The following is a 23,028-nucleotide window of genomic DNA, read 5'->3' on the forward strand; positions in this document are numbered from 1 at the left end:
TTAGAAGAAAGTACCTACTGAAATGGTAAGGTTCCCACTTTTACTTGACACCAATGCAGAATCAAAATTTTGTTCATTAGAAAGCGTATAAGGAGAGTATGAAGAATCAAAAGAATTCGCAGAATAGGCCGCATCTATAAAAAACTTAGGAGCTCTGTAACCTAAGCCTCCAGAAACTATTAACATAGTCCTATCAAGACCGTTGCTTACTTTAACAGGATCTGGCATGTAATTCACCCCTCCTCTAACACGAAACTTATCCTTTCTTAGCTCCAAGCCACCTTTGACATTCACCACATCTTTATAATATCCTTGGATACCTCTTTTTTGCTCCGCAGACCATACGTTATCCTCTTTATCTTTAACACCCATATTTCCATAGCTCACATATTCCGCTTCTAAACTTAACATTCCCACTTTTCTAGGTAACATATAAGAGACTCCCACGTTTCCTCTCAGAGGCGATGTGAAATTATATTTGTAATCACCAGGTAAGGTTTCTACGGTATTAAAATCCGTTTCTATTACATCTGGTTTAGGATCAATACTTATGGCGGAGTAAAGTGTTTCTTTAACGCCCATTATGGTGGGTGTAGTTACATTAGCTCCCAATTTAAAATTCCTTGAAAGATTAAAAATGGCTCCAACAGAAAGATTAGCACCAAAACCACTTACCACCAAATCATCAACTGCTCTAAATCCATTAAATACTTCCCCTTGAGGAAAGAACTCCGTATGGTTTGTCACCATATTATAATTTAATGTTTGGAGCCCTAAACTGGCTCCTATATAGGTTTTATCTTGCAAATTTGCTGCATAAGTAAGGTTAATCTGACCTAAGTTACCAGACTCCGACACCGAACCCCTTTGCTCCACGGGGAAACTTGGCTCCGACACCACATAACCACCTTCAAATGGATTAATCATATAGGCTTGATAATACATAGATGTTCTAGTGTCTGAAAAGCCTGTATTGGTATCAAACTCACTATCTAAAACACCCGTATCGGCTCCTCTCTGGTTTGCTTGTTCCGCATAAAAGTCCATGATAGAACTTCTATTATTGACTCCTTGATAATCATACTCGTTATGAAAATTAACAAGTGTATTATAGCTAATGCCAAAATTGGAACGCTTAATTCCAGAACTCCTCCCAGGCTTGCTTATGACTACCGAAGCTTGGCCTAAACCAAAATCAGAAGAACTCCTTTCACTGATATCACCCAAATAAGATGTAGACGTTGTTAAATTCCTAAAAACCGGACTAATGCTAAATTCCGATTTATTATAAAACCCAAGCCCTGCTGGATTTACAACAGTACTACTGGCATCTCCACCCAATGCTGTAAAAGCACCACCCATGCCTATACTTCTGGCAGAACCATAGTTACTATAATGAGAAAATCTAAAGGCATCTTCTCCATAAAAATGTCCGCTCACGTCCACAGATTGTGCGTTAACCCAAACCGTAGAGGTAATAAGGGCTGCGAAACTTATTAATAATTTTTTCATTGAATTATGTTTTTTATAATCAAAAGCAGAACGCTTTTCTGCAGGTCCACTCTATTTCTATAGTGTTAATGAAGTACTATAGTATTAACGCTAAAATTTAAAAAAAAATACCCCGCCAAAGGTCCAATTGGAATCAGCGGGGTAAAACTATATTTTCACCACCTATTGTGGTACTAAGACTTATCTTGGTCTAGAAGACGACGACGACGATGATCTACTGCTTCCTGATGAGGAAGAGCTAGAGCTTCCTCTAGAGTAATTTCCTGATGAAGTCGAACTTGGAGTAGTGCTTCTAGTGGTCGTAGCAGGTCTACTATATCCAGCGTTTGAGTTTCCGCTATTAGTAGCACCACTTCTTGAATATCCACTGTTAGAACCTGAAGTAGGAGTATACGATCTCGCAGACGACCTCGTATAGGTACTTGTTCTCGCCGAATTAGCAGAAGAAGTTGTTCTTCTCACCGCATCGTTTGAACCTGCAGTACTCAAGCTTCTACCCGAACTTCTAGTATAAGCATCATATGTTGTAGGTCTTCTTGCCGAAGTATATGTTGTACCAGAACTAGTAGAACCATTGGCTCTTTGAGTCAAACCAGAGTTTGTTCTAGTTGCCGTACTTGTTACAGTAGTTCTTCTTGAACTAGAAGCAGTGGATACTGGTCTTCTAGTGTTCACAAAACCATCATTATATATACTCGTAGATCTTCCTGAGCTTCTTGGCCCAAAACTTCTGTTTCCGCTATATCTAGAGTCTCCTGCTAAAACAGGCTGAACACCATAATAAGGATTAGAATAGCCATATCCGCCATAATAATTTCCGTAAGAGCCATAACCCCAAGGCATATACCCATAACCGAATGAACTTCCATAACCATAAGGGCTAAATCCACCTCCACCCCATGGGCTGAAACCAAAACTACTCATGCCATAATATCCGCCGTAAGCAAATGGGCTATAGCTCAAATATGAACCGAAGCTACTTCTAAAAGGAGAATAGGCAAAAGAGTTATAGCCGTATCCACCACCACCCCAAGGGTTGTTAAATGAATTCCAACTGTTAAAGTTTCTAGAACCACTCCATGCATAGTCATTCCATCCTTCCGAGTAACCATCTGCATAACCAGAAGAATATCCAGCATCAGGAGTATAGGCTCTTTTTAAGGAACTAGAAGTAACATAATTTTCGTCGAAATAAGTGTCTGTACCTTCCTCACTGCTTTCTGCAGGTAAGCGGTCGTAGGCATCGTTATAATCTGTTAAATATTCAGGAGCATAAGCTTCCGAAGATTTTGCCATGGTAGGAGCATAAGCCACAGGAGCATCAGAAGATGTTCCGTACATGTCATCATACTCGCCATTGGTAACCAATGTCTTGCTAGTGGAGCAGCTACCTAAACCTACAGCCACTATAAGGGACAAACCTATATATTTATAATTTTTCATCATTCGTAATATTAAAATAGGACTTCTCTAATAAGTTCTTATATCTAAGATGCAAAAATATCAAGAAAGGTTGCATCATTAAAATGAATTTTCTTTCACGCCTTCAATATAGCTCTTTTGCTATATTAAAACGAACTACATCACTAGATATATACAAAGCTACCCAAAAAACTTATCTTTGCAACCTCTTTAAAAAGCCTAATGATTTAGAGAGAAAATATACACTTTAACTTAAATACGATAGAAATGGCAAAAGGGCTTCCTACTAGAAGTGAAAATTACTCGGAATGGTACAATGAATTAGTAAAAAAGGCTGATTTGGCAGAAAATTCTGATGTAAGAGGCTGTATGATTATAAAGCCTTATGGCTTCGCAATATGGGAGAAAATGCAAAGAGCTTTGGACGACATGTTTAAAGAAACAGGGCATAGCAATGCCTACTTCCCTCTTTTCATCCCTAAATCATACTTATCAAAAGAAGCCAGCCATGTGGAGGGCTTTGCCAAAGAGTGTGCGGTAATTACCCACTACAGATTAAAAAACGACGAAAACGGTAATGGCGTGGTGGTAGACCCAGAAGCCAAATTAGAAGAAGAACTCATAGTTAGACCAACTTCTGAAACGGCTATTTGGAATACCTATAAAAACTGGGTTCAATCTTACAGAGATTTGCCTATTTTATTAAACCAATGGGCCAATGTGGTCAGATGGGAAATGCGTACCCGTATCTTTCTAAGAACCACAGAATTTCTATGGCAAGAAGGACATACCGCCCATGCCACTAAAATAGAAGCGGAAGAAGAAACCAGAAGAATGCTGGATGTCTACGGCACATTCGCGGAAGAATGGATGGCTTTACCAGTAGTAAAAGGCACCAAAACAGCTAGTGAGCGTTTTGCTGGAGCAGATGACACCTTATGTATAGAGGCTTTAATGCAAGACGGCAAAGCTTTACAAGCAGGTACATCGCATTTCTTAGGTCAAAACTTCGCAAAAGCTTTTGACGTGAAATTTCAAAGTAAAGAAGGAAAACTAGAGTACGTTTGGGGAACTTCTTGGGGTGTGAGTACCCGATTAATGGGTGCTTTAATTATGGCCCATTCAGATGATCAAGGTTTAGTACTTCCTCCAAAACTTGCTCCAATTCAAGTCGTGGTGATTCCTATCTATAAAGGAGAAGAACAATTGTCCGAAATTACGGCTATCATTCAGCCAATGTTGGATGAATTAAAGGCCAAAGGCGTTATCGTCAAATATGATAACGACGACCAAAGACCAGGTTGGAAATTTGCAGAATACGAACTTAAAGGTGTGCCTGTTAGAGTAGCAGTAGGCATGAGAGACCTTGAGAAAGGACTGATAGAAATAGCCAGAAGAGACAACTTGACCAAAGAACAAAGAAGTCTAGAGGGCTCTGCATCATATATTTCTGAGCTTCTTGACGAAATCCAAGATGCTATTTATCAAAAAGCATTAGCCTTCAAAACAGACAATACTTTTGAGGTCAACACATGGGAAGAGTTCCAAGAAAAACTCGAAACCGGTGGCTTTTTATCTGCTCACTGGGATGGAACTTCAGAAACCGAAGACAAGATAAAGGAACTAACAAAGGCTACTATCCGTTGCATACCTTTAGATGCGGAAACGGAAGAAGGTAATTGTATTCTTACTGGAAACCCTTCTGCAAGAAGAGTACTATTTGCTAAGGCATATTAAGTAGACGCTTAGAAATTATATTTTTTTTTGAATTCAAATAAATACAGGACGATGGTAAAGGCAGGTGACACAATCAAAGTACATTACAAAGGAACACTAAACGACGGAAGTCAATTTGATAGCTCAGAAGGAAGAGAACCTTTAGAGTTTCAAGTAGGCGGAGGCATGGTTATCAAAGGTTTTGATGATGGAGTGTTAGGAATGAAAGTAGGTGATAAAAAAAGCGTAAACATTCCTGCAAAAGAAGCCTATGGCGATGCAAACCCTGAAATGGTTTTTGATTTTGAGAGAGCTCAAATCCCTAATGATATTCCTTTAGAAGTGGGTGGTACGTTGACGATGAACAATGGTCAGCAAAATGTTCCCGTAAAAATAGTAGCAGTAGAAGAAACAAATATCAAATTAGATGCAAATCACCCACTAGCTGGACAAGATTTGAACTTTGATTTAGAATTAGTTGCTGTTCAAGGCTAAACAGTCTGGACTAATAAGTTCTTAATAACTTACAGTCTTTAAAAAATGAGAGTCGACAAATATTGCCGACTCTTTTTTTATGTCCTAAAATGTCTTTTTAATTTCAAAAAACTTCTTTAGCCACAGCCAAAGTAGTATTAGATTTACTCATAGTATAAAAATGCAAAGCAGGCACTCCATATTCTTTTAGTTCTTTACACTGCTGAATACACCACTCCACGCCCACTTCTCTAGCACCCGTGTTATCTTTCGCGTGTTGAACACCCTTTCTCAAATCCTCCGGCATATCGCAAAAAAACAAGTCGGGCAATATTTGGAGCTGAGGCTTGGTAGCCAATACTTTTAAGCCCGGAATAATTGGAATTTGAATACCGTTTGCTCGGCATTTATTTACGAAATCAAAGTATTTCTGATTATTGAAAAACATCTGCGTGACAATATAATCCATCCCTGCATCCACCTTTCTTTTTAAGTTTTCAAAATCTACCTCCATACTCTGTGCTTCATAGTGCTTTTCAGGATAGGCCGCACCGCCAATACAAAAGTCTGGATGCTGCTCATGCATCATCTCTTCATATAAGTATTTGCCCATATTAATATCCTTTATCTGCCCTATTAACTCAGAAGCAAACTGATGCCCACCTTTTTTAGGTTTGAAGACATTGAAAGGTTTTGCAATATCTCCCCGAAGAGCCATGATATTCTCAATACCCAAATAATTAAGGTCAAAAAGCAAATCTTCGGTATCCTCTTTATTGAAACCGCCACAAAGAACGTGTGGTACCGCATCCACATTAAATTTATGCATAATGGCCGAGCAAATACCCACTGTACCAGGACGTTTCCTAGTTCTTACTTCTTTCTGACCTCCATCTGGCATGGTCTTAATCAAATACTCTTCTCTGTGGTAGGTAACGTCAATAAAAGGAGGCTTTAGCTCCATCATAGGTTCTATACTTTCCAATAATTCCGAAATACTGTTACTACCTTTGGATGGTGGTATTATTTCTATTGAAAAAAGTGTTTTGCCCTTAGCATTATCAATATGTTCTGTGACTTTGGCCATACCATGTATTTTATAATTTCTACCGCAAAAATAGATAATCCCCCTTTCTTACAAATTTGTAGACTAGGTATTTAATAAACTTCGTACATTTTGGATAAATTATCTTTTAAACAACCCTATTAACGGAAACAACAGATGAAAAAACTATGGATTTTAGTACTAATTACACTTGGTGCAAGTAGCATTCAGGCACAGGAATCTTCTAAACATGCCAAATACCTAGGAGAATACAGCGTAAAGGACGCTCCATTCTCAACTATTCTTATCAGCTTAAACAATGGCCAACTCTGGGGTGAAGCTGTAGGTGCTGGAGAATCCGAATTAGTAGCTACAGATGTCGCTAACACTTTCAGCTTGGCTTCCGTACCGAGAGCTCGCTTGGTTTTTACCACCGAAAAAAACATCATTAAATCTTTAGAATTAATCATGGACGGGCAGAGCGTTAAAGGGATGCGTAAGCTACCCGCTCTTTCAGACTTTGCAGGTGTTTTTGTTTTTGAGGCTGGTGGTCCCATTTCCAAAATCACCGTAGGCGAAGACAATGGGCTGCTAAGTATTGATGTTCCGGAATTTGGCCAAGCCACCATTGATAACACTAGCGTAATTGACAAGTTTTACGAATCCAATTATCAAAGTGATTTCATCTTTATCAGAAACGAAAAAGGTGAAGTAAGCACACTTAAAATAAACATCCCAAGCCAAGGGATGACCATAGAAGGTGTAAAAGAAATGAAGGCAAAAATGCCTTCATTTGACAAATATGTAGGAAAATACAACTTTGTGGATGTAGACCTTAGCCTAAAAACGGAAATTAGAGAGGGCAAACTTTACGGCATAACAGAGCAAGGTGAAGCCTTTTTGACCCCAACAAGTAAGCCCGATTTCTTTGAAATCCAAGGTGTAAACGGTACTGTGGAATTCAAGGTAAATGCGAAAAATGCTGTAACGGAAGCTATTTTAACCTACGACGGGCAAAAAATGACGGCCTATCCATCTGCTGGTTAAGCACTTCAAACAAAAAACAAAAAGAACTCCGCCAAACAGCGGAGTTCTTTTTGTTTGAAAGCCGCCAAAGTTTATGGAAAACACTTTTCATTCCCTCTAAATAACATGTATATGGAGAGGGTATTTACCACCAAAATGTACTAAACAAGAAACCTATGACAGACTGCTCCCAAAACATCAAATGCTAAATCTTAGAAACGGCTAAAAATTCCAAGCTCCAAACTAGAACAAAGTTGATACATAAAAGTACAGTGGCATGCCTACTGTAATATTTATAGGGAAAGTTACAGCCAAAGCCATTGGCAAATAAAGTCCAGGGTTGGCTTCAGGCACCGTTATTTTCATCGCGGCTGGTACAGCAATATAAGACGCACTGGCGGCCAGAATGGCAAACATGAATCTATTACTAATATCATCCGTAACGTACGAGCTTATAACTGCGAAAAGACATCCATTTATTAGCGGAATAATGATTGCAAACAAAAGAGGGAAAACGCCAAAAGAAAAGAATGATTTCAGCTTTTTGCCACTTGTAATTCCCATATCTAAAAGAAAAATAGCCAAAAAACCCTTAAACAAGTCGTTGGTAAAAGGTTTGATACCTTCCGCTTGTTTGTCATTTGCCAAGAATCCTATTACCAAACTTCCGAGAATTAATAATACACTACCATTGGTTAAGGAGTGTTTAATAACCGTGGGTATTTTGATTTTTGGGGAGGCATCTCCTTTCCTGAATACGGAAATTAAAACCAACCCAACAATAATTGCTGGCGACTCCATCAAAGCCATCACGGCTACCATATGACCGTGAAGAATCATCTGCTGTGCTTCCAAATAAGATGCCGCCGTTACAAAGGTTACAGCACTTACAGAACCATACGCTGCGGCTACAGCACCAGCATCAAACACATTAAGTTTTCTCTTCAGAATAAAAAAAGTACACAAAGGGATTAAGGCAGAAATACCTATACCTAGCATCATAGAAAGACCAATCTCAGTGCTAAAGGTTTCGTGTGATAGCTCTTGCCCACCCCTAAAACCAATGGCGAACAAGAGATAAAGTGATATGAATTTTGAGGAATTAGCAGGAATGGCCAAGTCGCTCTTTAAAGAAACGGCAATGATACCAAGCACAAAAAATAGCAATGCTGGGTTTGTTAAGTTTTCTATAAGTAAGTTATAATTCATTAATTGTTTTAATATGAAAAATGGTGTTTAAAATCACCAGAATGGGCTTAATGATTTTACTGTCGAAAGATGGAATTAAATCGCTCACTTAAAACTCCTACTCGTTCGAAAATGCAATATTAATATCTGAGCTAATTTTCAATTTTAAACCTTTTGCTTCGGCTTCAGATAAAATCTCTTTCAAGCGTTCCAATGACTTTTTTAGCTCAGGAATTCTTTTCACTGCTGTGGCGTGGTCTATTCCGAGACGTTCTTGTGAGCTAAAATTTTTCATTTGATGAAAATTGATTTTGTTAGAAAATACATTCATTAAAATGTCCTTCACTTCCTCATGCAAGAAGGTCCCCTCTATGAAAGATAATTTATCATTTGTGCTCATCTTGTTTTTTGTTTTAAAGCTATTCCTAGCCCATAATTAAATCTGTTCTATAAGACGCCTTGTCTTAAAACGCCGCAAAATTGAAAACTTCAATTCATAAGTTTTTATTTATATTTGTTATGTAATACATAAATATTTTTAATGAACTATACGCTCAATCAGTTACAGATTTTTTTGAAAATTGTAGAAACACAAAGCGTTACAAAGGCCTCCGAAGAGCTAAACCTTACGCAACCCGCTGTTTCCATTCAACTTAAAAACCTTCAAGACCAGTTTGAAATACCCCTTACAGAATTGATTGGAAGAAGGATTTACATTACAGATTTTGGGAAGGAAATCGCAACGGCAGCTGAAAACATTATCAATCAGGTTAATGCCATCAACTTTAAGACTTTAGCCTATAAAGGGCAATTGACAGGGAAGTTGAAGATTTCAGTGGTATCCACAGGAAAGTATGTCATGCCATATTTTCTAGCCGACTTTATGAGTCAGCACTCTGGAATACAGCTTTTAATGGATGTTACTAATAAGAATAAAGTGGTTAAAAGTCTGGAAAACAATGAAGTTGACTTTGCCCTTGTCTCGGTATTGCCTACTTCACTAAATATAGAAAAACTTGATTTGCTTCAGAATAAATTATACTTGGTAGGAAATAGCCACTCAAAACTCAAAAGGGTCTCCAAAACAAAAGAAATATTTAAAGATTTACCCTTAATCTTTAGAGAGAAAGGCTCTGGGACTCGGCAATCCATGGAGCGTTTTATTGACCAAAATACAATTTCAGTAATAAAAAAAATGGAATTAACATCTAATGAAGCCGTGAAGCAGGCATTATTAGCAGGTTTAGGCTATTCTATTATGCCTTTAATTGGCATAAGAAATGAAATTCGTAACAAGGAATTACAAATAATTCCGATTAAGGGTTTACCCATCAAAACTACGTGGTGCCTTATTTGGTTAAAAGGCAAAAAACATTCCCCGGTTTCTGCTTCATTTTTGGAGTATTTAAAAAGTGAAAAGTCGCAAATAGTTCATGACAAATTCAGCTGGTATGAACAGTACTAAAATATCGAAGCCATATGCTATTCCAAGCGTCATCTCCTCTAGAATCATTGCTTGAGGATTCATAAGAAGAACCTTTATCAGAAGGAATAACTTTCCAAATAATAAGCCTTGGCCTACAAGGAATATCCTCCTTGTACAGCCATGAATAAATGTCTACCTTATCAATAATATTTGTACCAAACGCACTACATGATTTTTGGAAATTAATTCATATAACAATCCAGGAAGAAAGGATAACTGATTAGGATCACAATCCTAAAAAACATCTTCCTTATTGCTTTCATATTGGAAGTTTAAACCAAACAAAGAGACTGCCCCTTTTTTAGACAACCTCTTTGTTTTACTAGCTAATCTTTGTTGACCTTACTGGCACCTGATAGGTCTTGTTCTATTCTTGGGATACCTCTATAATTTACGGTGCTGGCTCCACTAGCATCGACTTTCAAGTATTCTTTTACAGCCACATTGGCTTTACTAGCTCCTGAAAGTTCTAGATAAGCTTCTTCGGAATCTGCATCATAAGCATTTAATTTTGAGGCTCCAGATAAGTCTGCTTTTATTATAGGAATCTCCTTTCTTAAAGTAAGCGTGGATGCCCCGCTTATTTCGGCATTAAGCTCTCCTGTTGGCACATCAAAAGTAAGCTTTGACGCTCCACCTATATCTACCTTAAAATCTGCGAAATAAGTAAAATCTACTATCCTCACCGTAGCAGCTCCAGAAATATCTGCTTCCAAAAGGTCTGGCATTTCAATCAGTAACTCGACCTTATTTCTGTTTACAGCTCTAAAGATATTCCTGTCATAAAAACTTACCTTCAAAGTGTTATTCACCACTCGCACGTTGAGGTCATTTAAGTCTTTTGCACTGCCGTTTGCTGTCACTTTAAATGAAGAAGAGGGTATAATAACCACATCCATGGCTGAACCTAAGTCCACCGCATCGAAATCATTTACATTGAAAACCTCTTCTTCGTTTTCTGCAAAAACATCATTTTCAAAATCTATGCTAACGCATGAATTGAAAAAAACGACCATTAAGGTCACTAGTAATACGGGTTTGAGCTTTCTCATATTTTATTATAATTCTTGATAATCGAATAAAAGACAACTCATCTTAAACTTACCCCTACGCCCTATTATAAATAGTTTTAAAAAAAATAAAAAATTGATACGTAGGGGTATTTCGGTTTTTGGCTGTCATTACTTAAATGATAAGACCTAACTATGTATGTTTGCACTAGCTAAAACAAGAGAAATAGAACTTTTGGACACCGAACAAGCATACCTCCGAAAAATTAGAGAGGGTAATAAGAACGCCTTTGAAAGTGTTTTTAGAACCTACTATGAGGACCTAGCCAGATATGCCTTTTCTATCTTAAAAAGAAAAGAAGAATCTGAAGACTTGGTACAACAGGTTTTTGTCAATTTCTGGGAAAAACGTGAGCAAACTATTATCTCCGGCTCTCTTAGATCCTACCTTTTCAGGTCTGTTCATAATCAAAGTTTAAACCTTATAAAGCATGAAAAAGTAAAAGCCAGCTATGTGGAGCATAGCCAGTTTTTTGACATTAAATACCGTTCTGATGTAGAAGAAAGTGTGGAGGGAATGGAACTAGAACTTCAGATTGAATCCATCATTGAAAGTTTACCAACGGAGTGCCGTAAAATATTCATAATGAATAGAATGGAATCATTGAAATATAAAGAGATAGCAGACCAGCTAGGTATTTCTATCAAAACCGTGGAGAATCAGATTGGTAAAGCATTGAAAATACTTAGAAGTTCGCTAGCACCATATCTAGTGAGTCTTCTTTTAATTTGTTTTGGAGCATGAAAAAGGCAATTGACGAAAATATATTAGCCAGGTATTTTGACCAATCAGCATCTTCTGAGGAGCTGAGGATTCTTCAAATATGGCTTGAAGAAAATGAAGAGAATGCGGTTCTGCTAAAGCAATACCAAAGGGTTTGGTCTGCTACGGATAAGGAAGTACAAGCGTTTAAACCAAATACAGATTTGGCATGGGAAAAAATTAATTCAAAAATTAAAGTTGAAAAGAAGAAGTCCGCTTATCTCAGCATAGCGGCGGCAGTGGTAGGAGTGCTACTGCTCAGCACCTACTTTTTAGTAAAACATAATAAGCCTATAGTATACCTCTCTTTAAGTTCCGAAAAAGTAGCCCAAACCAAAACCTTGACAGACGGAAGTACCGTGACATTAAATTCTTTTTCCCTTTTAGAGTATCCAGAAGAATTTGGATCAAAAGAGAGACGCATAAAACTAATAGGCGAAGCATTTTTTGACATCAGCAAAAACCCCGACAAACCATTTATCATTGAAGCCAATGGCACAGAAATAAAAGTACTAGGAACATCTTTTAGTATTTCTGCAAGAGACGAAAACGTAAAAGTAAGTGTCAATTCTGGAACGGTGGAGTTTAGAAAAACGGAACATAAAAAAGTCATCTTACAAAAAGGCGACGAAGCCACCTACGAAAGTATCAAAGACACCATTAAAACGGCTCCCATTTTAGACAGAAATGTCTTCGCCTACAAAACCAAAGTTTTTGAATTTAAGAACACCAATTTGGAAGATGTGGTGAATGTCTTGAACAAAGGTTACCAATCCGACATTAAGCTAGAAGGGGAAAACTGGGAGAACTATGCCCTTACCACCAGATTTGAAAACGAAAACCTCTCTGAAGCACTCGGGATCATAGCGGAAACATTAGAACTTAAAATTCAGAATAAAGATAAAACTTACATTTTAGCAAAAAAGACTAAAACGGAATAGGGGTTTTTTAGGCGAGGGTTGTCTATTTATTAGATAACAAATTATGAAAATAAACTTCCGTGATATATGTCGGGAGCAACACAAATTAATGAAAAAGCTAATACTTATTTTCGCCGTTCTTTTTTGCCAGATGGCCTTTGGCCAGAGCGATGTGCTATCAAAACGTATTTCTGTTAATTTTATAAGCATTCCCTTAGAAGACGCATTAAAAAGCATTGAAACCAAAGCAGATTTACAGTTCTCTTATAATGCTAATCATGTTGATACTGGTCGGAAAATAAACTATCAAGCTACCGCTAATAGTGTGCAGAACATACTGACAGACATTTTAGGCCATGAGATTGAGATACGCACCAAAGGGAAATATGTCATTCTTCAAAAAACGAAACCGCAGGAAAAAAAAGACTTTTTCGTAATGGGCTACATTGAAGATGCAGAAACGGGTGAAAAGATAATCAACGCCAGTATTTACGAGCCTCTAACACTGGCTTCTGCCCTATCTAACCGTTATGGTTATTACAAAATAAAACTACCCAGAAACCAGAAAGACATAGACCTCCGCTTTTCAAAAGAGGCATATAGCACAGCATTGGTAAACGTTTTTGAAAGAACGGATATCAAAATGAATGTGGATTTAGACAAAGAGCTTATACAAAAACAGCTTACCGCTAACATTGCTCAAATAGAATTACGAAGCATAAAGAAAGACAGCCTTCCTAAAACTGAATTTCCAGAAATAGCGAAACCGCAGCCTGTGCCTGTTCCCCAACCTGAAACAAAAAGATTAGCGGTAGATATTGACATTAAAGACCAACTGGCTTTTGTAGATAAAACTTATAAAAGCGGCAAAGAGCAATTTGTAGATTGGTTTCTAAGTACCAAACAGGCACTTCACAGAAATAACATTAACGACAGCCTTTACAAACCTTACCAGATTTCTATTTTGCCATTTATTGGCACCAACCAAAAGCTTAGCCCCTTTGTGGCGAATGATTTCTCTTTCAATGTGATAGCAGGATACACGGGAAGCGTAAGCAAACTAGAGATTGGCTCGGTAGCAAATATCATCAGAAAAGACATGACTGGTGTCCAAATAGCTGGAGTTCTAAATGTGGTAGGCCATAAAACTACCGGTGCACAAATAGCCGGAGCTGTAAACATAAACATAGGCGATGCCGACGGATTCATAAGCAGTGGTTCACTTAATCTTAATCTTAAAGACGCCAGTGGGTTTAATGCTACTGGTGGGGCCAACGTTACTTTAGGCACTTTTAAGGGCGTTCAGATTGCTCCTTTTAACTATGCCACTAGGCTTGTTGGTTCGCAAATAGGTGTGTTTAACTTTTCTCATGATGCAAAAGGAACCCCGATTGGTTTTTTCACCTATGTTCATAAAAATGGATACAGAAGAATAGAGCTAGCAGCCTCTGACCTAAACGCCACCGAAATCAGTTTTAAAACCGGAACCAAGAGTTTTTATAATATTTTCACCACCGCATTTAACTATGGCAAAGAGGATAAAGAATTATTTGGCCTAGGTTATGGATTGGGAACCTCATGGAAATATGGTAAAAGATTCAGCTCCAATTTAGACTTCATAGGCATGGCCTATATCCCAGAAAACTTTGACGACGTAGATTACTTAAACCAACAGTTTAGGGCCAGTTTTGGACTAGAGTTTAAAATCACGAAATACATCGCTCTCTTCGCCGCCCCATCCTTAAACTTCTTAGCAAGCAGAAATGACGACCTCACTTTCTCCAACCCAAAATTCCTAGTGTCAGAAACCAGAGGTGACTTCTTTGGCTACGATTCTAACCTCTATACTTGGTTTGGGTATAAGTTTGGCCTGAGAATATGTAATAAGGGGGTGTAGTTTATTGGGGAAATCATCTCTCATAAGATAACATTTGAGACCTTCGTTCTAGAAAGACAAATTGAAGATTTTTACCCAAATCAATATGCTTACCCCCTAGTTTCTTTGTTAAACCTCAATTACACATCCAAGGAAAATAGTTTCGCCCAAAAAAAACGCATTGGGGCATACGTAGTCTTATTTAGATATTGCAAATATGCTCAATTGCTAGAAAAATAATTTTACCCTAAACACCATCCTCATTTAGTATAGGTTTCTGACCGGCAACACAATAGGAATCTAGCCTGTATTTTTTACCATAAATTAGCATCTCCGGTTCGATTGTCCGAGACGATAAAAAAAACTTCAAACCATTCAATTCTAATTGAGTCCGCCAATCTTGTTGATCATAAATATTAAATCCGTATTCAGTCAAAGGAATTAAGCTAAAAAACTTTTTAGCCCTAAAGCCTGCATAAAACTTACCACCGGGTTTTAATACCCTCAGCACCTCTTTCAAATGAATTGATGGCAAATCCCAGAAATAAATGACATTAACACAATAGATTTTATCGAATGTGTTATCTTCAAATGGCATTTTTCCGCTATCCCCGCAAACTAAGTCGAGCTTGCCTGATTTTACAGTTTCAGCATTTTTCCGTTTTGCTCCCTTTACCATCTGTGATGAATACTCCAACCCAGAAACGTGGAGGTTTTTAGCCACTTTAAAAACATCGTTAAAAAATTTGCCGTTACCGAATCCTATTTCAAGAACTCTTTCGCCGTCTTCTAGTTTAAGAGTCTGTATAGTGAAATCATGTATAAATCTATTGGTTTTGTTCATTACGTTCCCTACTCGTTTGGCAAAAATGCCGTGAGGTCTCCGCAATTGGCCAGCAACAATTTCATTTCGCTTGGACTCAAAAAAATCAAATATCATGGATACGTTTATTACCAACTGGTTGTTGCATTTCTTCAACAAGTAATGCCTATAAAGACATAAATATAAAATCTTAATCACTCAGGTGAAACACTTTGTTTATAAAAAAAGCGGTTAAATGTTAAGACAGTTTCAAGGAAGAGAAACAAGTAGTGATATATTTTGAAGCTCTTCAGAACGGAATCAATACAGGGTCAAAGGCTAGCAGATAGTATTAATAACCTTTGTGCTAGAAAGTTAAAGCGGTCTACTACTTTTTCTATCAGAACATCATGTGCAATGTTCCAAGAGCGGGAAAGCGAGCTTAACGATAATGCTATTAGAATCTCTTCCCAGTCCGTTTTCCTGTCAAAGTCATGCACTTTTTTACTGAACATCTCTTTTTTACCAATCCTAAACTTTCAAAACAGAAGAGACTTCTAGCGTAATGACCCAAACCTATATACTCCATTTGAATATAAATTTGGCGTGAGGATATCTAATAAGGGGTGTAATTCAAAAGGCTAACGTATGGTTTTAATTATACGCTAGTTCAAATTCAAAAAATACCTACTAGACTTCAGTTCGCCAGTTTTCTTAAAAACAGTTTTTTCTACCAAATTGGCTAAATCACGCCTGATGGTGGCTCTCGAAGCACCTTAATACGCATATAGTTCGGCACTTAAACCACCTTGAAAACCATCTACGCCTTCTTTAAACATCCTGAGTACGGCCTTCTTTTGTCTTTCATTAAGTATGCTTTTATGCTTTTCAAAGAATTTAGTTTTGGCTATCACAAAATCTATCAAACTAAGTATAAACGCCTGTGCTTCTAAGATGATTTCAGAGAAAAATACGAGCCATTTAGTTATGTCTAAGCTATGATTGCTCTTATGTAAAGTCCCGTATTATGCCTTTCGGTTTACTTCTATTGTGTGAGCTATGGCCACCAAACTCGGTCTACCCATTCTCTCCGACAATACTTTCTCTGCCAGTGCTCTTCCTATTCTTCCGTTTCCATCTTCATAAGGATGTATTATCTCAAAATACAAATGTGCTATTCCGGCATGAACTAACACAGGTAGCTTACTAGCTCCTTTATACCAAACTTGAAGTCGTCCATGTTTTTACACTACCAGTTTTACGGCGGTGCCTCAAATAACACGCGATTTGACTGATAATTACCCGCCACTATCTGTATAGGTCTGAATGCGTCCTATAGCCTTCTAAATCTCGGCAACCATTCATAAGCATGTTATGCCAGCCGTAAAGCATTTCATGGTTCTATTCTTTGCCATATTTCCGATATAAATCCACCATCATTTCAGACACACCATATTTATTGGCCTTAACCTTTCTATTTTCGGTCTTTAAGCCTAGATGTTTCCTTATAGAAGACTGCACCGAGTTTCGGTCAAGCACCTCCCCTTCTATGTGAGAAGTGGTAAAAGCTTCATCACTTAATATATCCACTCGTATGGTTTCCAAATCGCCATCGCCCATGTGCTTTATGCCCATAACCAACCTGGAATTCTGAAAAAACTTAGACTCATAAGTCTTCAGCACCTCCGAATCATAGGTGAACATTGGCCAATCTTTTAGTTCCCAAACCCACTTCATGAGTTATATCTTTTAGATTTATAAATCATTTCCCCGAAAATAGTGAGTCATATTGGCCATATTTATAAGCCAGAAGGCTGGTGAAGATTTGAAGAAAATGCATAATACAGCATGCCTTTACCAGATAAGAACATAAAATGATAGGCAAAAGTAAACGCTGTAATAATATCAGTCTAAGCTTCCTCCTTTCACCACTAGCTTCGTCTCGCCAAAGTGTACGCTGCACTTTTTTATTTCCACCCATGAATGCCGCAGTGTCAGCAAGTGAGAATCTGCTAAAGGAGGTACTACGGTGATTATGACTCATTTTAAACCAGCGGTTTGTGGGCTCTTTAAATTCAAAATTACCTACCCTATACAATTAACACGTCACAAACCTCTAGCATATAAAAAATAACCTCCGCCAATAATCAGGAGAGGGAAGGCAAAACATAAGAGCAATATGGTGTACCGGTATAAGCCCCAAAAAGAAACCACTTTTCTTACTTCACCATCTTTGGCATATAAAATATTCACATAATCGCCCACTTGGTAAGGTGCTGGCTTTGAAGCTACATCACTTACAAATGAAACTTTAGCCCCTAACCTATCGGTAAATTCATAAACGGGTTTATAGCTGTAGCCATTATCTCCACGAATAGGAATTAAATCTACTACCTCCGCTCTAGTTTTTACGCCGTCATTTATTAATCGCTGGGTTTGGGCGAATTGCGAATACGCAAAATAAAACAACACCAGCGAAGCCAATAACAAACCATTATACAAATACTCCATCATCTTCATTTTGTTTTCTATAAAAGACCGTTCGGTTTTTCAAGCTTAGATTTCTCTTTCCTTTTCTGAGAATCTTGCCGGAACGAGTCTGCACTTATTTTATAGCTTTCTATATATTTTATTTCCTCCCACATGAATACTGCAGCGTTTTTGGCCGCATTCAAACCGAAGGTTTGAGAACACTTCAACGAAGCTACATTTATCCGCCTTAGGAGTAAGCTTCGCAGATCGGGCACTTCGGAGAAAATTCAATTTATTCTTTGCAATCAGCTTTATACAAATCCATGTATTCAAAAACCAAGGCAACTGCATTAGCTTTCATATCTTTAACTAAAGAATCGTTTCTACGAACATCATTCGTAATCTTATAAACCTTACACCAATCTGAGTCCAATACTTTTTGAGCCTCAATAATGGCCGCAATTATATTGACCGTATAACTCTTACTATTCTTTGATTTTGCTTTTCTGGCATAAACCAATGATTCATTGACGTCAAAATAGTTATCCAAAGCTTTTAAATAAGCCATACAAATTAGCAAATCACCGCTAGATTTCTCAAGAAATTCTTCTTTATCACCAAATTTGTATTTTCCTTTTAGATATTGATAAAATACGTTTGAATTGTCCTTACCGTCAAAATCCCAACCTAATTTATTGATTAAGGCTATTTTGACTTCCAAAGGATTTTCACTTTTGACTAAATACGTCATCAATTCCTTAGTCAACTTACCATCCGTTTTTGAGGCCAACTGAACAATCTTCACATCCTGATATGCCTTACTAAATTCTATGGAAGTTAGTGGCGAATCCGCAAATGTATTATGGCCAAATAATAGTACCACTAATAGTACTAAAACTGAATTCATTTTCATTTGAATGTATTTATTTGGTAGAGTATCGCCAAAGCGAAAACCTGCAAGAGAGCCTAATTGTTGGTTCTTCTTATTTTAATACCAAAAGCTTCTTTCGGATTACTTACCATAATTTGATTGATATCCTCTTCTGTAAATCCATTTTTACGCATTTCTGGAATTAAGTTTTCAAAAATGGCCTCAAATTTTTTCATACCACCGCCATTCCGAAAAGCATTACCGTCATGAGATAATAATACCTTATTCAGTAAATTATTCTCTTTAAAAAGCTGGATTCGTTTAAGGTACTCGTTGGTATTGTTTTCATTGACCCCATCCAGTGAAATCCACGCTCCCTTAGATGCAAATTCAATTAATATTTCATCATTTTCAAGCTTGCTAGCATGCGTCCAAATCCATGCACTGGGATGAATGTTATATTCGCTAAGAAGTTCGGTCTGTAGTTTTACGGCTTCCATATTTGCCCCAGTATGCACAGCCAAAGTCAGGCCTGTACTTAGGTGAGTAAGCAATCCTGCCTCAAACAGTTTTTTGTCAATAATGGAAGGTGCCATACCATCATCAAAAGCTAATTTGATAAAGCCTGGTTTAATAGCTGTTCCTTTAATTCCATTTTCAAATTCATCAATCCAAATTTCTGAGATAGATTCAGCACTGGCATCATAGGCAAAGGCTGGAATGTATCGGTCATCTGCCGCTCCATAAAATCCAGTATTGGTGATAATTTGAACTCCTGAGGAATCTGATATCGCTTTTAATAAGTCCACTCTTCTACCAAAATATGCTGTGGTACAGTCAAAAACAGCATGAACACTTAAAGATTTTAAATGCTTTAAATATGGGATAACTTGATTGAACAATTTAAGGCTATCATAATTTGACGCCTCATCCATTTCTTTGCCAAAATTTGACATAATGTGTTCATGAGTTAAGGACATCCCCAATTCAGACACATCAATTGGTCCTTGGACGGTGTTTATTTGTTTTTGTTTTTCACCGTTTTGACAGGCTGATAATAGCACTACCAAATTGAGTATCAGTAAAAGCTTAACTGTTACACTTTTCATAATATAAGATTCCTTGATTTGAGTATTCATTACTTCCTTAAGACAAATAACATAGTTTGAAAGGCAAAATACGCATTCCCCTCGGCAGGGTCTTGCCAGAACCGTCATCATTACAAATTCATCATCCTACTCGGATTTTGACGAGTATCAAATGCGTCTGTTATTAAAATGGAATCTTCAGAAAGGACTCTATAAATCACTTCGGTATGCCTAGATACGAAATACCTATATTCATGTTTCATAGAAATCAAATTCTCTTCTAGTTGACCGGAATTCGGATATTCTTTAAGCCTATTTGGTGGATTCATAAGTCTCTTGAGTAACTTGTTTTGCTACTTTAACACCTGCTACTTTTTTATAAAAGCCATAGATTTCTTCTAGACGCTTTGATGCAAAACTTGACCAAATAATCGTTTAATTCAACGATTTCTGTTCTAGTTCTTCTTGCGTGATGAAATCACCCTTTTTATAGTCCTCCTCACTTTCAAGCGTCCTTTTTCTGATAGCCTCTTTGGTCAATGGATTTAAGTCAATCGACTTTTTACTTAAAGCTTCACTAGTCAATTTCTCAATCAAAGAATCTATGAATTCTTCACCAAAACAATCGTCGTTAAGTTTTAGGAACGTCTGTTTTCCAGTTCGCTTAATTATTAAATTCTCCATATTCTTGAATTTTACCAAAGATAGTCAAAAAATGAAATCAAAATTCTACACTACCATCCGGAAGGCGTAAAACGTAGCCATCCTTAAAACCAGCGACTTAAGAACAATCTATTCATTCCATTCATCTAAATACCTTACTGCTCAAAAACAACACTTCTTTGAGGGTTTTTCTTGTACTTGGTCTTAGGAGTAATCGCGATGTTGGCAGTAGAACGAAAATTCCTATTATTTGGATTTAGCATATACTCCATTTGATACTCAATCATTTTTTCAAAAGGAATAAGAAAATCCTTAGTCTCGCAATTTTCCAAGCCACCTTCCTTAAGTAAATTTAAGACCGTATAAACCGACTCAATGGTACTAAGACAAAGAGCATCTGGCTGCTGCTTGATAATAAATTTTGATGTAATCTTATTATCAAAACTCACTCTTTTTAGCTTTTGCAAGTTCTTACTCAGTTTAAGCATTTTGCGGGCACAGGGCCATGTACCATCCAAAAGAAAGATGTATGGCTTATCACCCATAAATGAAATCATTTCTGAACTTTTCCTTACCGATAAGTTGAAACTATCTTTCCCCGGATAAAGTAAAAAAGAATCACTTTGTTCCTCATTCAGTATTTCATTTACACGTTTGTTATTGGTAAAATCAACACCAACTATAATTTCTGAATTCTCCAATTGAAGCTTAGTCATATGCCCCGTTCCGCTTTTTTCTTTTTTGTACTCCTTAGGGTGCATAAGAATAATAAAACGAGTCTTAGTCTGGAAAGGCTTAAGGTGTTTACAAATACATGAACTTGAAGTTCGCATGCATTGGTAACAATTGGTTCTTGTTTCTACTTGCAAATTGAGTATTTCTTCTTTTATCTAATTCTGAAAAGGTTCAGCGTTGATTGGTTTTTCCTCCTAGCAGCTTCTAGTCAGAGCGGAATCAGCTAAGGGATTAATCCACTTTCAGATTGTGGTATCCAAACGATTTTTAAAGCCATTTGTCAAAACGCTTCATCACTGTTTCGTTAGCCTTATATTCTTCTTTATCGGCTTGAGCTAAACCAGTTTTGATTTCTTCTTGTTCACTTTTCGACATTTCATTCCACCAGTCCACTTGCTCTTCCTCAAAAACAGATTTAACCTTCATTAGAACACTTTCTTTCTGTGTTTGAAGCAAAAGATGCATTAATTCTAATTTTTGGTTTCTATATTCATAATCCAAAGTTTTATACTAACAAAGATAGTTTTTTGTCAACAAACTTTAGTCCCAATTAATGTTTCCACCAGCAGAGACCTTTGACTTAAAGAACCTTATTTTAAACCAGAGGTTTAAGAATACTACAACGAAGCTATAAGCTTCGCTGATCTATGTGGCTCGTTAGTTATTTATTTTTATAAATGACTTAGGATCTACCACTGGTAAAATAAATTTATCTTTATAGAATGTAGGACTAAGTTCTACAGCCAAAAGAGCTCTAGCATGAGAATATGCAATTGAATACAATTGAACAATAAAGTCATCTGGTAGGTTATAAGATTTATTGTCAATGTTCTTAGTACGACTTAAACCTTTTATTCCAAAAACTGTTCTTCCTATATGATTGATAAAAGCTTTATCATTCTTTGAATCTCTCAAGTCTGATTCAATATCAATTGAAATTGTAGATTCTTCTTCCTTTATTATTATTCCTGTTTTTATTCCAATTTCTAGCACGCCTTCTTCCTGAAGTTGCCGAAAAGAGATATCATTTATGTCTTCAAAAGATAACTTTAGGGTATTAATTCTATTAACCTTAAATCCCAATTCAATTTTTTCTTCACTTTTCATGTTAATATGTCATTTGAAGCTTATTTTCTCCTATTTCACCTAGTCTAATAACCTTGCATTTATCTGACGATTTGGGTTCATATGAGTAATAATCATTCGAATCAGAACCATAATGGAACTGAAACAATTTATTAGAATCTTGCTCTTTCTTCAAATACAATGCTTTATCCAATAAATCAAATGAGGGAATCATGTTTATCTTAAGAGCAATATCAACAACCTTTTCGATACTGAAATTTATATCTCCATCATTTAATATCTGAGAAACTCGACCAGGGCTAAGATTAAGATACTTAGCTAAATCCTTTCTTTTCATGTCGTTACTTCCCATAAATTCAATTATAGCATCATATAGTTTCCCATTTATAGCTTCAACCCAATAAGAGGTTGATGATAAAATCCTTTCTCTAAAATTACTATTTACTTTCATAATAATCCTTAACGATTTTTTTGATTGATTTAATATCCTCGTCTTGATTTCCTTTAAAACCTCCAGTTACAATTACCCGTCCTGTCTTTTCTTCGTGAAATAAATAAACCCTTATTGAATTACATTTTGCCTCATAGATTTTACACTTGATTTTTGAATCTTTTATCTCCCTAAATTTGGTTTTAGGTCGCCTATTCAAATTTGCGGTATCTTCAACAACTCTAATTGCACCGGCCAAATGATCAATTAAATTCCCATCCTTTTCTATTTCTTCAATAAAATTTTGCAACAGGCTTTTTCCATTCTTGCATAGTTCAAACACTTTTATTTTAGTGTTTCCTGATACAATCGGGGACAATATT

30 protein-coding genes are annotated in these 23,028 nt (G+C 36.9%); 7 read left to right on the top strand and 23 right to left on the bottom strand.

Going from position 1 to position 23,028, the window contains the following annotated elements; all coding sequences use genetic code 11:
* Positions 1-1,512 carry a hypothetical protein gene (locus ACSBFT_RS13330; protein ID WP_489601004.1) on the bottom strand — a complete coding sequence of 504 codons (1,512 nt, stop codon included), beginning with the start codon at positions 1,510-1,512 and terminating at the stop codon, positions 1-3.
* A gap of 180 nt (positions 1,513-1,692) precedes the next feature.
* Positions 1,693-2,955, bottom strand: coding sequence for a hypothetical protein (locus tag ACSBFT_RS13335; RefSeq protein WP_489601005.1), 1,263 nt, complete (start codon positions 2,953-2,955; stop codon positions 1,693-1,695).
* Between the two features lie 246 nt (positions 2,956-3,201).
* Here ACSBFT_RS13335 and proS point away from each other — a divergent pair, with 246 nt between their 5' ends.
* The gene (gene proS / locus ACSBFT_RS13340) at positions 3,202-4,671 is read left to right on the top strand and encodes a proline--tRNA ligase (RefSeq protein WP_489601006.1); all 1,470 of its coding nucleotides are present in this window, start codon (positions 3,202-3,204) and stop codon (positions 4,669-4,671) included.
* Positions 4,672-4,722: 51 nt separating this feature from the next.
* Positions 4,723-5,145 carry an FKBP-type peptidyl-prolyl cis-trans isomerase gene (locus tag ACSBFT_RS13345; protein ID WP_463047398.1) on the top strand — a complete coding sequence of 141 codons (423 nt, stop codon included), beginning with the start codon at positions 4,723-4,725 and terminating at the stop codon, positions 5,143-5,145.
* A gap of 103 nt (positions 5,146-5,248) precedes the next feature.
* On the opposite strand, the gene ACSBFT_RS13350 is transcribed toward ACSBFT_RS13345, so the two are convergent.
* Positions 5,249-6,211, bottom strand: a complete 963-nt coding sequence (locus ACSBFT_RS13350) for a methylenetetrahydrofolate reductase (RefSeq protein WP_489601007.1) — start codon at positions 6,209-6,211, stop codon at positions 5,249-5,251.
* A 135-nt stretch (positions 6,212-6,346) separates the two neighbouring features.
* On the opposite strand from ACSBFT_RS13350, the gene ACSBFT_RS13355 reads away from it, so the two are divergent.
* Positions 6,347-7,216: a hypothetical protein gene (locus ACSBFT_RS13355; protein ID WP_489601008.1), complete on the top strand. Its 870-nt coding sequence runs from the start codon at positions 6,347-6,349 to the stop codon at positions 7,214-7,216.
* A 222-nt stretch (positions 7,217-7,438) separates the two neighbouring features.
* Here ACSBFT_RS13355 and ACSBFT_RS13360 read toward each other — a convergent pair whose 3' ends face one another.
* Both ACSBFT_RS13360 and ACSBFT_RS13365 read right to left on the bottom strand, forming a co-directional pair.
* On the bottom strand, positions 7,439-8,404 hold the full coding sequence (locus ACSBFT_RS13360; protein WP_489601009.1) for a sodium-dependent bicarbonate transport family permease: 966 nt from the start codon (positions 8,402-8,404) through the stop codon (positions 7,439-7,441).
* A gap of 97 nt (positions 8,405-8,501) precedes the next feature.
* Positions 8,502-8,678, bottom strand: coding sequence for a hypothetical protein (locus ACSBFT_RS13365; RefSeq protein WP_489601010.1), 177 nt, complete (start codon positions 8,676-8,678; stop codon positions 8,502-8,504).
* A 246-nt stretch (positions 8,679-8,924) separates the two neighbouring features.
* Here ACSBFT_RS13365 and ACSBFT_RS13370 point away from each other — a divergent pair, with 246 nt between their 5' ends.
* Positions 8,925-9,848, top strand: coding sequence for a LysR family transcriptional regulator (locus ACSBFT_RS13370; protein ID WP_463047393.1), 924 nt, complete (start codon positions 8,925-8,927; stop codon positions 9,846-9,848).
* Between the two features lie 347 nt (positions 9,849-10,195).
* Here the strand turns inward: ACSBFT_RS13370 and ACSBFT_RS13375 are convergent, their stop codons facing one another.
* Entirely contained in the window at positions 10,196-10,921 is a 726-nt protein-coding gene (locus tag ACSBFT_RS13375) for a GIN domain-containing protein (protein ID WP_463047392.1), read from the bottom strand.
* A gap of 157 nt (positions 10,922-11,078) precedes the next feature.
* Here ACSBFT_RS13375 and ACSBFT_RS13380 point away from each other — a divergent pair, with 157 nt between their 5' ends.
* The 3 genes from ACSBFT_RS13380 to ACSBFT_RS13390 all read left to right on the top strand — a co-directional run bounded on the left by ACSBFT_RS13380 (position 11,079) and on the right by ACSBFT_RS13390 (position 14,519).
* Positions 11,079-11,684: an RNA polymerase sigma-70 factor gene (locus tag ACSBFT_RS13380; protein WP_463047391.1), complete on the top strand. Its 606-nt coding sequence runs from the start codon at positions 11,079-11,081 to the stop codon at positions 11,682-11,684.
* Entirely contained in the window at positions 11,681-12,643 is a 963-nt protein-coding gene (locus ACSBFT_RS13385) for a FecR family protein (RefSeq protein ID WP_489601011.1), read from the top strand. The genes ACSBFT_RS13380 and ACSBFT_RS13385 overlap by 4 nt, the downstream gene beginning before the upstream one ends.
* A gap of 88 nt (positions 12,644-12,731) precedes the next feature.
* On the top strand, positions 12,732-14,519 hold the full coding sequence (locus ACSBFT_RS13390) for an LA_2272 family surface repeat-containing protein (RefSeq protein WP_489601012.1): 1,788 nt from the start codon (positions 12,732-12,734) through the stop codon (positions 14,517-14,519).
* 226 nt (positions 14,520-14,745) lie between these two features.
* Here ACSBFT_RS13390 and ACSBFT_RS13395 read toward each other — a convergent pair whose 3' ends face one another.
* The 17 genes from ACSBFT_RS13395 to ACSBFT_RS13475 all read right to left on the bottom strand — a co-directional run bounded on the left by ACSBFT_RS13395 (position 14,746) and on the right by ACSBFT_RS13475 (position 23,024).
* Entirely contained in the window at positions 14,746-15,519 is a 774-nt protein-coding gene (locus ACSBFT_RS13395; protein ID WP_489601013.1) for a class I SAM-dependent methyltransferase, read from the bottom strand.
* Positions 15,520-15,632: 113 nt separating this feature from the next.
* On the bottom strand, positions 15,633-15,815 hold the full coding sequence (locus tag ACSBFT_RS13400) for a hypothetical protein (RefSeq protein WP_489601014.1): 183 nt from the start codon (positions 15,813-15,815) through the stop codon (positions 15,633-15,635).
* Between the two features lie 150 nt (positions 15,816-15,965).
* Positions 15,966-16,058, bottom strand: coding sequence for a hypothetical protein (locus ACSBFT_RS13405; RefSeq protein ID WP_489604840.1), 93 nt, complete (start codon positions 16,056-16,058; stop codon positions 15,966-15,968).
* A gap of 18 nt (positions 16,059-16,076) precedes the next feature.
* Complete coding sequence (locus tag ACSBFT_RS13410) at positions 16,077-16,214, bottom strand: hypothetical protein (protein WP_489601015.1); 138 nt, start codon at positions 16,212-16,214, stop codon at positions 16,077-16,079.
* A 111-nt stretch (positions 16,215-16,325) separates the two neighbouring features.
* Positions 16,326-16,496 carry a Fic family protein gene (locus ACSBFT_RS13415; protein ID WP_489601016.1) on the bottom strand — a complete coding sequence of 57 codons (171 nt, stop codon included), beginning with the start codon at positions 16,494-16,496 and terminating at the stop codon, positions 16,326-16,328.
* A gap of 205 nt (positions 16,497-16,701) precedes the next feature.
* A complete protein-coding gene (locus ACSBFT_RS13420; protein ID WP_489601017.1) occupies positions 16,702-17,037 on the bottom strand; it encodes a DUF4172 domain-containing protein in 336 nt (111 codons plus the stop codon).
* A 25-nt stretch (positions 17,038-17,062) separates the two neighbouring features.
* Positions 17,063-17,344 carry a hypothetical protein gene (locus tag ACSBFT_RS13425; RefSeq protein ID WP_489601018.1) on the bottom strand — a complete coding sequence of 94 codons (282 nt, stop codon included), beginning with the start codon at positions 17,342-17,344 and terminating at the stop codon, positions 17,063-17,065.
* A 62-nt stretch (positions 17,345-17,406) separates the two neighbouring features.
* Positions 17,407-17,814 carry a DUF3592 domain-containing protein gene (locus ACSBFT_RS13430; protein ID WP_489601019.1) on the bottom strand — a complete coding sequence of 136 codons (408 nt, stop codon included), beginning with the start codon at positions 17,812-17,814 and terminating at the stop codon, positions 17,407-17,409.
* A 250-nt stretch (positions 17,815-18,064) separates the two neighbouring features.
* Positions 18,065-18,685, bottom strand: a complete 621-nt coding sequence (locus ACSBFT_RS13435; RefSeq protein ID WP_489601020.1) for a hypothetical protein — start codon at positions 18,683-18,685, stop codon at positions 18,065-18,067.
* Between the two features lie 53 nt (positions 18,686-18,738).
* Positions 18,739-19,752 (bottom strand): phosphotriesterase family protein, encoded by a 1,014-nt coding sequence (locus ACSBFT_RS13440; RefSeq protein WP_489601021.1) that lies wholly within the window; start codon positions 19,750-19,752, stop codon positions 18,739-18,741.
* A gap of 110 nt (positions 19,753-19,862) precedes the next feature.
* Positions 19,863-20,060, bottom strand: coding sequence for a hypothetical protein (locus ACSBFT_RS13445; RefSeq protein WP_489601022.1), 198 nt, complete (start codon positions 20,058-20,060; stop codon positions 19,863-19,865).
* Positions 20,061-20,166: 106 nt separating this feature from the next.
* Entirely contained in the window at positions 20,167-20,415 is a 249-nt protein-coding gene (locus ACSBFT_RS13450; protein ID WP_489601023.1) for a hypothetical protein, read from the bottom strand.
* A gap of 134 nt (positions 20,416-20,549) precedes the next feature.
* Positions 20,550-21,263, bottom strand: coding sequence for a tRNA-uridine aminocarboxypropyltransferase (locus ACSBFT_RS13455; protein ID WP_489601024.1), 714 nt, complete (start codon positions 21,261-21,263; stop codon positions 20,550-20,552).
* Positions 21,264-21,396: 133 nt separating this feature from the next.
* Positions 21,397-21,594: a hypothetical protein gene (locus ACSBFT_RS13460; RefSeq protein ID WP_489601025.1), complete on the bottom strand. Its 198-nt coding sequence runs from the start codon at positions 21,592-21,594 to the stop codon at positions 21,397-21,399.
* Between the two features lie 192 nt (positions 21,595-21,786).
* A complete protein-coding gene (locus ACSBFT_RS13465; protein ID WP_489601026.1) occupies positions 21,787-22,236 on the bottom strand; it encodes a hypothetical protein in 450 nt (149 codons plus the stop codon).
* 1 nt (position 22,237) lies between these two features.
* Complete coding sequence (locus ACSBFT_RS13470) at positions 22,238-22,666, bottom strand: helix-turn-helix domain-containing protein (protein WP_489601027.1); 429 nt, start codon at positions 22,664-22,666, stop codon at positions 22,238-22,240.
* A complete protein-coding gene (locus ACSBFT_RS13475) occupies positions 22,653-23,024 on the bottom strand; it encodes a hypothetical protein (protein ID WP_489601028.1) in 372 nt (123 codons plus the stop codon). The genes ACSBFT_RS13470 and ACSBFT_RS13475 overlap by 14 nt, the downstream gene beginning before the upstream one ends.
* Positions 23,025-23,028: the final 4 nt, after the last annotated feature.

The sequence above is a fragment of the Arcticibacterium sp. SM2516 genome (assembly GCF_057914865.1).